The organism is Synechococcus lacustris str. Tous, assembly GCF_003011125.1.
Taxonomy (GTDB): domain Bacteria; phylum Cyanobacteriota; class Cyanobacteriia; order PCC-6307; family Cyanobiaceae; genus Synechococcus_D; species Synechococcus_D lacustris.
On the sequence record NZ_PXVC01000020.1, the window covers coordinates 22,807 to 29,642 of the forward strand.

9 protein-coding genes, 1 tRNA gene and 1 pseudogene are annotated in these 6,836 nt (G+C 52.6%); 6 read left to right on the top strand and 5 right to left on the bottom strand.

Annotation, left to right across the window (positions count from 1 at the left end; translation table 11 throughout):
* Positions 1–27: 27 nt before the first annotated feature.
* Together C7K08_RS06355 and proC are read left to right on the top strand one after the other, a co-directional pair.
* Positions 28–576 (top strand): cell division protein SepF, encoded by a 549-nt coding sequence (locus tag C7K08_RS06355; RefSeq protein ID WP_106499800.1) that lies wholly within the window; start codon positions 28–30, stop codon positions 574–576.
* The gene (gene proC, locus C7K08_RS06360; RefSeq protein ID WP_106499801.1) at positions 560–1,387 is read left to right on the top strand and encodes a pyrroline-5-carboxylate reductase; all 828 of its coding nucleotides are present in this window, start codon (positions 560–562) and stop codon (positions 1,385–1,387) included. Before C7K08_RS06355 ends, proC begins: the two co-directional genes overlap by 17 nt.
* Here proC and plsY read toward each other — a convergent pair.
* Both plsY and C7K08_RS06370 read right to left on the bottom strand, forming a co-directional pair.
* Entirely contained in the window at positions 1,353–1,991 is a 639-nt protein-coding gene (gene plsY, locus C7K08_RS06365; protein WP_106499802.1) for a glycerol-3-phosphate 1-O-acyltransferase PlsY, read from the bottom strand. The two genes, proC and plsY, sit on opposite strands and share 35 nt — an antisense overlap.
* Entirely contained in the window at positions 1,988–2,854 is an 867-nt protein-coding gene (locus C7K08_RS06370; protein WP_341272138.1) for a DUF3086 domain-containing protein, read from the bottom strand. The genes plsY and C7K08_RS06370 overlap by 4 nt, the downstream gene beginning before the upstream one ends.
* Before the next feature lie 135 nt (positions 2,855–2,989).
* Here C7K08_RS06370 and C7K08_RS15870 point away from each other — a divergent pair, with 135 nt between their 5' ends.
* Complete coding sequence (locus C7K08_RS15870) at positions 2,990–3,223, top strand: hypothetical protein (RefSeq protein WP_162532471.1); 234 nt, start codon at positions 2,990–2,992, stop codon at positions 3,221–3,223.
* On the opposite strand, the gene C7K08_RS06375 is transcribed toward C7K08_RS15870, so the two are convergent.
* The 3 genes from C7K08_RS06375 to C7K08_RS06385 are packed head-to-tail and all read right to left on the bottom strand — an operon-like array spanning position 3,144 to position 5,685.
* Complete coding sequence (locus C7K08_RS06375) at positions 3,144–3,581, bottom strand: DUF3119 family protein (protein ID WP_106499804.1); 438 nt, start codon at positions 3,579–3,581, stop codon at positions 3,144–3,146. The two genes, C7K08_RS15870 and C7K08_RS06375, sit on opposite strands and share 80 nt — an antisense overlap.
* A gap of 44 nt (positions 3,582–3,625) precedes the next feature.
* On the bottom strand, positions 3,626–4,372 hold the full coding sequence (locus C7K08_RS06380; protein WP_106499805.1) for an MlaE family ABC transporter permease: 747 nt from the start codon (positions 4,370–4,372) through the stop codon (positions 3,626–3,628).
* A complete protein-coding gene (locus C7K08_RS06385; RefSeq protein ID WP_106499814.1) occupies positions 4,369–5,685 on the bottom strand; it encodes an MFS transporter in 1,317 nt (438 codons plus the stop codon). The genes C7K08_RS06380 and C7K08_RS06385 overlap by 4 nt, the downstream gene beginning before the upstream one ends.
* A 168-nt stretch (positions 5,686–5,853) precedes the next feature.
* On the opposite strand from C7K08_RS06385, the gene C7K08_RS06390 reads away from it, so the two are divergent.
* The 3 genes and pseudogenes from C7K08_RS06390 to C7K08_RS06400 form a co-directional block, all read left to right on the top strand.
* Positions 5,854–5,924, top strand: a tRNA-Gly gene (locus C7K08_RS06390).
* A gap of 79 nt (positions 5,925–6,003) precedes the next feature.
* Positions 6,004–6,387, top strand: a complete 384-nt coding sequence (locus C7K08_RS06395; RefSeq protein WP_106499806.1) for a YidH family protein — start codon at positions 6,004–6,006, stop codon at positions 6,385–6,387.
* Positions 6,384–6,836 (top strand): annotated as a pseudogene (locus C7K08_RS06400) (transporter); the annotation flags it as partial. The gene C7K08_RS06395 and the pseudogene C7K08_RS06400, both read left to right, overlap by 4 nt.

The following is a 6,836-nucleotide window of genomic DNA, read 5'->3' on the forward strand; positions in this document are numbered from 1 at the left end:
AGCATCACGTCCTACGGGGTAAAGACGGTGTCATTGTTCTCGCGTCTGAAATCGGTTGTTACGGGTGACGATTACCTGGATTCCGACTACGACGACGACCTTGAGTACGATGARRCCATCGATGCTGGTGAACCAGCTCCCCGCGGTGGTGCCCTATCAATGGCTAATCAGTTTGACCTYGGTGAAAGTTTCATCGGCTCGAATGTGATCGGCATGCCTGGCATTTCTTCCAGTGCTGCAGAGGTGATCGTGATGGAACCCCGCAGCTTTGATGAAATGCCCAAGGCGATTCAAGCTTTGCGCGAACGTAAAACCATCATCATCAATCTCACGATGATGGAGCCAGATCAAGCCCAGCGGGCCGTTGATTTTGTTGCAGGTGGCACCTTTGCCATCGACGGACAYCAGGAACGGGTGGGAGAAAGCATTTTCCTGTTTGCCCCTAGCTGCGTAACCGTTACCACCGCCAGCACCGAGGAATCCGCTTCCCCAAGCGTTATCTCCCGCGACACCAACCTGGAGCAGCCCGCAGCTCCAAGCCCAGCCTGGGGCCGCACGGATGCCCTTAACGGTTGAAACTGCTGGCTATCAATTAGGGCTCATTGGTTTAGGCCAGATGGCCCAGGCTCTATTGCAGCCTTTGCTTGAGCAAAAATTGTTTACAGCCCAGCAGGTGGTTGGTTGCGTAGCAACTACTGCCTCTGCGCAAAAATTAGAGCAGCGCTATGGCATACAAGTTGGGATCAACCCTGGCCCTTGCYTTGCTGCACCCCTCCAACTGCTTGCCATCAAGCCCCAACAGCTTGCTGCTTTTTTGCAGCATCCAGCCCACGGCCAAAATACGCTTGCTTTTAGGCCCCTCTTGATTTCAGTGCTGGCCGGGGTGGGCCTTGAGCGCTTGCAAAAAGCATTTCCCGGCCATGGGGTGGTGCGGGTGGTACCCAATACCCCTGCGCTGGTGCAACAGGGGTTGGTGGGCATTGCTTTTGGCGCTGACGTTAGCCCTAGCCAGCGGGCTCAGGTGATCGCCTTATTTGAACTGGTGGGTGAAGTGATGGAGCTGCCCGAGCAGCAGTTGGATGCTTTTTTAGCGCTCACTGCATCAGGACCTGCCTTTGCAGCATTGGTGGTGGAGGGTTTAGCTGATGGAGCGGTGGCAGCTGGGTTGCCAAGGCAGTTAGCTACTGATTTAGCAATCAAAATGCTGCGGGGCTCTGCCCTATTRCTGGAGCAAAAGGGTTTGCATCCAGCCCAACTCAAAGACATGGTTAGCAGCCCCGGTGGCACCACMATTGCTGGCCTCAGGGAACTGGAGCGGGCCGGTTTGCGATCGGCYTTGATGGAAGCTGTTTTTAAGGCGGCGGAGCGGAGTCGTGAGCTTGGCTAGAGCGCTTGCCGATCTTTGGTTCAGTGCCGGCTAACAATCTTTTGATATTGCCGCGGTGGCGCCAAACCACCAGAAGGGCAGCAAGCACACCTAGGCCCATATAAGCGGTGGTTTGRCTGTAGCCRGCGATCCAAATCAAGGCGGGCAGGGCAAGGGCCGCCACCACACTGGAAAGCGAAACGATCCGGCTGAAACTAAGCACTAACAGAAATATCCCAAGGCTTGCTAAWCCCACGGCCGGCAAAAGCCCTAGCAACATGCCAAGGCCGGTAGCTACTGCTTTACCGCCTTTGCCCTTAAGCCAGATGGGCCAGATGTGCCCCGCCAGCGCTAATAAACCTGCGGCCACYAGCCAGCCATGGGCATCGCCGCCGARCAATTGTTTAGCCACTAGAACAGCTGCACTGCCCTTGAAAACATCCACCAGGAACACTATTAAGGCTGGCGTTTTACCCACATGGCGCAGCACATTGGTGGCGCCGGTGGAACCTGAACCGTGCTCACGAATATCGATGCCTGCAAGCCAGCGGCCCGCCAGATAACCACTGGGGATTGAGCCCAGCAGATATGCAATCGGTATCACAAGTAAGTAGTTGGCAATCACAGCAGATCCTCGGGGTTGTTTAATTCGGCTGGATCAGCGGCAAATACCAACCAAAGGGGGAATTGCAAAATTGGAATTGCCACTGATGCTTCAGCTGCATCAATAACGATGAAAGGCAGCTCACCCCTTTCCTCCAATCTGTCGGCCCTTTCCACCAGGGCCTCGTGACGTTCAAACAACACAACACCACTATTGGGGCCAAAGTCTTCGCGGGTAAGGCCGAGGCAATCCTGCAAGCCTCGGCGCCAATCGCCAAGCCTTTCCGGTTCGCCAGCGAGCACAAGGGTTTGAAAACGATCGCCATAAAGCTCCCCCAAMGTGGCTACGGCTGCTGCCGTTACCAGCACATTGCGATTGCGGCTGCCGCCACTGGGTTGGGCACCTCGKCCCCCCTGCTCGAGGAACCAACKCAATAGCAGTTGCATTGAATTTTCATCAAGGCTGCGGCGCAGTTGCCAGGGCTCGGCGGAGAAATCGGGGTTGTTTTTAAATGTGTTGAGGCGCTCGATGATCAGATCGGCATCATCACTAAAAATGCCGATGGCAGTGCTGGGGGCTGGCGCTTGCTCTGCCGCAACGCTGCTGGAGCTGCTTTGATCAAGGGGTGAGGGCTGCAGCGTTACGGTTTCAGGGATGAGAGGCAGTTGCTCCACAYTGCGGGCRAGGTCTTGCAGTGCCRCGGTTAGGTAGTCGTGAAAGCCCTTAACCCTGCGGCTTATGCCATCGGCATTACCAACAAAATGATTGTTGATTTCAGCCTCTAGCTGGGTTTTACGGCTCTCCAAAACGTTGATTTCCGCCTGCAGCTCAGCGCGTTTTTGCYGCAGCTCCTGGAGCGCCAATTGCTGCCAAGGCTCATCCACAGCTTTGAAAGTGGCTTTGGGCAGTGTGGCACCAGCTGGGTTTATGTATTGCGGGATACCAAAGTAATTCTGTTGYTTGGCGGCTAATAGCCATTTGTTGCMGTAGGACGGATTCATCAACTTGCGGGATCCGGCATGAATCCAGTTGCATCGATTGCCTTCAAGCGTTTGATCCGCAAACGGCTMAGTAGGGCAGTGGGTGCACAGGTGCAGCTGGTGAGTTTGCAGGCAGCTGGWGGGGGAAGAAATTTCAGCGGTTTTGTTGCTGCAGAGGGCAAGCTTGCCCGTTTTAGTTTGAGTGGGGAGGGGAAGCTGCTTCAGCTAACGCCGCAGTTTCAATTTTTCCGCTGGGACCGAGCCGYTGCGTGAGTTGTTCCGTTAATTGATCCGCATTGAAAAGCATCGGYAAGAAATGAATGCTGTTCACYTCTCGAAAGTAAAACAGCACAGGAAATGGCGGCCAGAAAATCTGCCAGTATTGCCAATCTTTGTAGGGAAAACGTTTAATTTCAACCGTGCCCTTAGCGCGCAATACAAGCAGGGCATCCGCTTCAAAGCGCAATCGCAATAGGTAAGTTTGGATTGCTAAAAAAATGCCAAATAAACCCAAAATTAMAGCCAATGGCCCATAGAKCAGGCCAGCAAAAGCAGCGATTAGCAGCATGCCAAGGGCCACCMAGGGGCTTGGCGTGATTTCTTKARKAATKGAAGCTTTGGATTCAGTCATTTTGCCAACAWAAAAATTGTAGATTTTTAAAGATAAAGTATAAGTTAACCAAATAGTAATTGAGTAAGTATTACGTCTACGATTGCAATTACCACTAAAATCATCACAACCGCCCCTGTGGTGCTRGTGCCCACCTCCTTGGGCCCGCCCCGTGTTGTTAAGCCCCAACCACAGGAAAGAATTGAAATAATCAAACCAAATACGGTTGCTTTAATCAACATCGATGGCACATCACTGGGCTGCATCCAAGTGCGCACCGAATTCCAAAACACATTTGGTGGAATCCGATAAAGCAAGGTGCTACTGAATTGTCCCGACCAAAGCCCAACCCCAAAAAATAGTAAACATTGCACTGGCGACATCACCAGTAAAGCTAAAACCCTCGGTACCACAAGGAATTCCACCGGGTCTGTGCGAAGCATTGTTATGGCATCAATCTGTTCCGTTACCTTCATCGTTCCCAAGGAGGCTGCATAGGCGGTGGCCACCTTTCCTGTGATCAAKGTGGCGGTGAGTAGGGGMGCTATCTCCCTTGCTAAGCCAAGGGCCAAAATGCCGCCAACGGTTGAGCCRGCCCCTTGTTTCGTTAATTCAGCAGCCACTTGAATATTGAATACGGTGCCGGAAGCTAAGCCGGTAATTAAAACMACAAGGAAACTGCCCGGGCCAGCTTCCATCAAGTTGTCTATTAATTCACTCTTATTAATCTTSCCCCGGGCGGCAGCCGCCAGGGCTTGGCCGCCGATTAAGGCACTGCTGCCKAGCCTTTGTAGCCATYTGGGTGTTTTCATGGTTGAAAGCCATCAATGTGGGCACGCCTCGGCCAGCGGCGAACTACYAACAAACCAAGTACCACCATCACAGCAGGGATTATCCCCATGCAAAGCCTGATGGTGGTGAGGGCTGATTGKGGCAATAGGGCKGCGTTGGTGCATGCCCTATAGCCACTGAGGGTGAGCACATTGCCAAGCACAAAAATACTGAGGCCGATGCCAAATTTTTGRATTACCACCATCCAGGCGGTGTAAAGCCCYGCTGGTTTTTCGGGATCTGCATCGATCGCATCTGGCAATAAAGACCAGGGAATCAAAAATGCGGTGGARCCGCCGAGGCCCACGGCCAGGATTGTGATCACGATCATCACAAAATTAAGGCCATTGCTAAATGAACCCAATGGCGCCACCGAAGCGTTTAAGGGCACTAAAAGCATTGCCAGCAAGCAGGCGGCAATCCACARCAGGCCGCCGGTGCGCAGGGCTGTAATTCGGCCCCAACGGCTGCTCACCCAGCTCCACAGCTGCAAGCCCACCAGGGCACTGATTTGAAATGGCACCAGAATCCAGGTGCTCCAGCTCGACGGCACCTGCATCAACACATTTAGATARAGCAGTGCCACGGTTTGCATCAACTGCAATGCGCACCAAAGCAGTAAATAAAGACCAAGCACTTTTAAAAAGCGGCCATTGCGGCAGATGCGAAGCAGCTGTTGCTTRATTGGTTCTGGCTTTSCGCTGGGYTGYTGGCAGTGTTTAGCGAAGGGTTTYAAACCCCAGCCACAGGCAAAGGTGCCGGCGGCCACCACAACACCRGTGATCAATCCCATCACGAGGAAGGCATCACCATTTAGGCCYGCACCGCCATTGCATTCATTCACTTGCACGCCCACTAGGGCTGCGATCACCACGCCACTGAGGCCCGCCACGATCGAGCCGGTAAAWCGGGCGGCATTAAGCCTGGTGCGYAGATCKATATCCGGCGTTAGCTCCGCTGCCAGGGCGGAATAGGGCAAATTMACGCAGGTGTAAGCCACCTGGGTGCAGGAAGCGATAACAACAAGCACTGCAAATTTGATCCAGATGCCACCTGGGGGATTCCACCARCTGGCGGCAATAAAAATGCCAAGGGGCAGGGCGCCGTATAAAAGCCAAGGGATKCGMGGGCCAAGGGGGTGCTTGGTGTGGTCGCTGAGGAAGCCAACAAATGGATCGTTTAAGCCATCCCAAAGCTTGAGCACCATCAACACACTGCCTGCCATCCAGGCGGGTAAGCCCACAACTGATGTGAAAAACACAAACAGGTAGAAGCCCATTTGGGTGGCGGCCATGCCGGTGCCKGCATCGCCAAGGCCATAACTCCAAAGCAAACGCCGCTCACTWCCTGCMGAAAGCAGGCTTGGCTTAGAAGCTGGTGGTTCAATCAAGCTAACCAAGCGGGATTATTTGCGCACGGTGCGCCTATCATGCTTGAGGATCTAGCAAAMCTTGCTTGATTTGCGGGCGTAGTTTAGTGGTAAAACCTCAGCCTTCCAAGCTGATGATGCGGGTTCGATTCCCGCCGCCCGCTTGCTTTTCTCATTAAGGGATTTCAATCTGGTTGCCCATAGAGGTTCCCTGGCCTAACCATCAAAAAACATTCTGCTGCTATGTCGATTACCGATGAAYTRGCWAARCARCGCAATCGYGAYGCGGCWGARCGCACCCTKATGGCTTGGATTCGCACCTGCCTCTCTTTGATTAGTTTTGGTTTTGGTTTAGATAAAATTGTTTCTGCAATCCGTAGCACTAACCCCACTGGAATTGCTAATCAAGGCTGGAGTGTTCAACTGATTTCCTATGCATTTGTGGGTACTGGTGTGGTGGCTATGGCCGCTGCCACCCATGTGCATCGTAAAAATCTGAAGCGCTTATCACGGCAGGAATTTACCTATAAGGAGGAGCCTTCGCTTGCGGCTGSCACTGCGGTGATGATTACTTTGATTGGCCTTGTGGCGATTGTTTTATTAATGATTGGTGGCACTGGAAGATGAACTCACTGTCAGAAATATTAGTTAAAGCAACATTATTCACAATAATGCTTAGCTTGGGGGTGAGCGTTGATAATAAAAATTTACTGGGATGGATTAAACAGCAAGGCTTTTTATTGCGAATTTTGGTGGCTTCCTGTGTAGTTGTTCCCCTATTGGCATTAATGCTATTGCAATCACCATTAACCGCTGGTTTATCACCAGCTTCAAAGTATGCAATTGCCTTGATGGCCCTCTGCCCAAGCGCGCCACTTACCTTGCGCAAGGCAGCTAAAGCTGGCGGTGATCGTCAGCTTGCAGCAGTGTTGCAGGTTTGCTCAGCTTTGACTGCGGTGATCTCGGTGCCTTCGCTAGCAGGGCTTTTTCGTTCCCTATTTGCCATTGAAGGTTGGCAGATTTTTCCTGCAGATGTGGCCATTCAAGTGTTAACTGCTCAGGTATTACCCCTATTG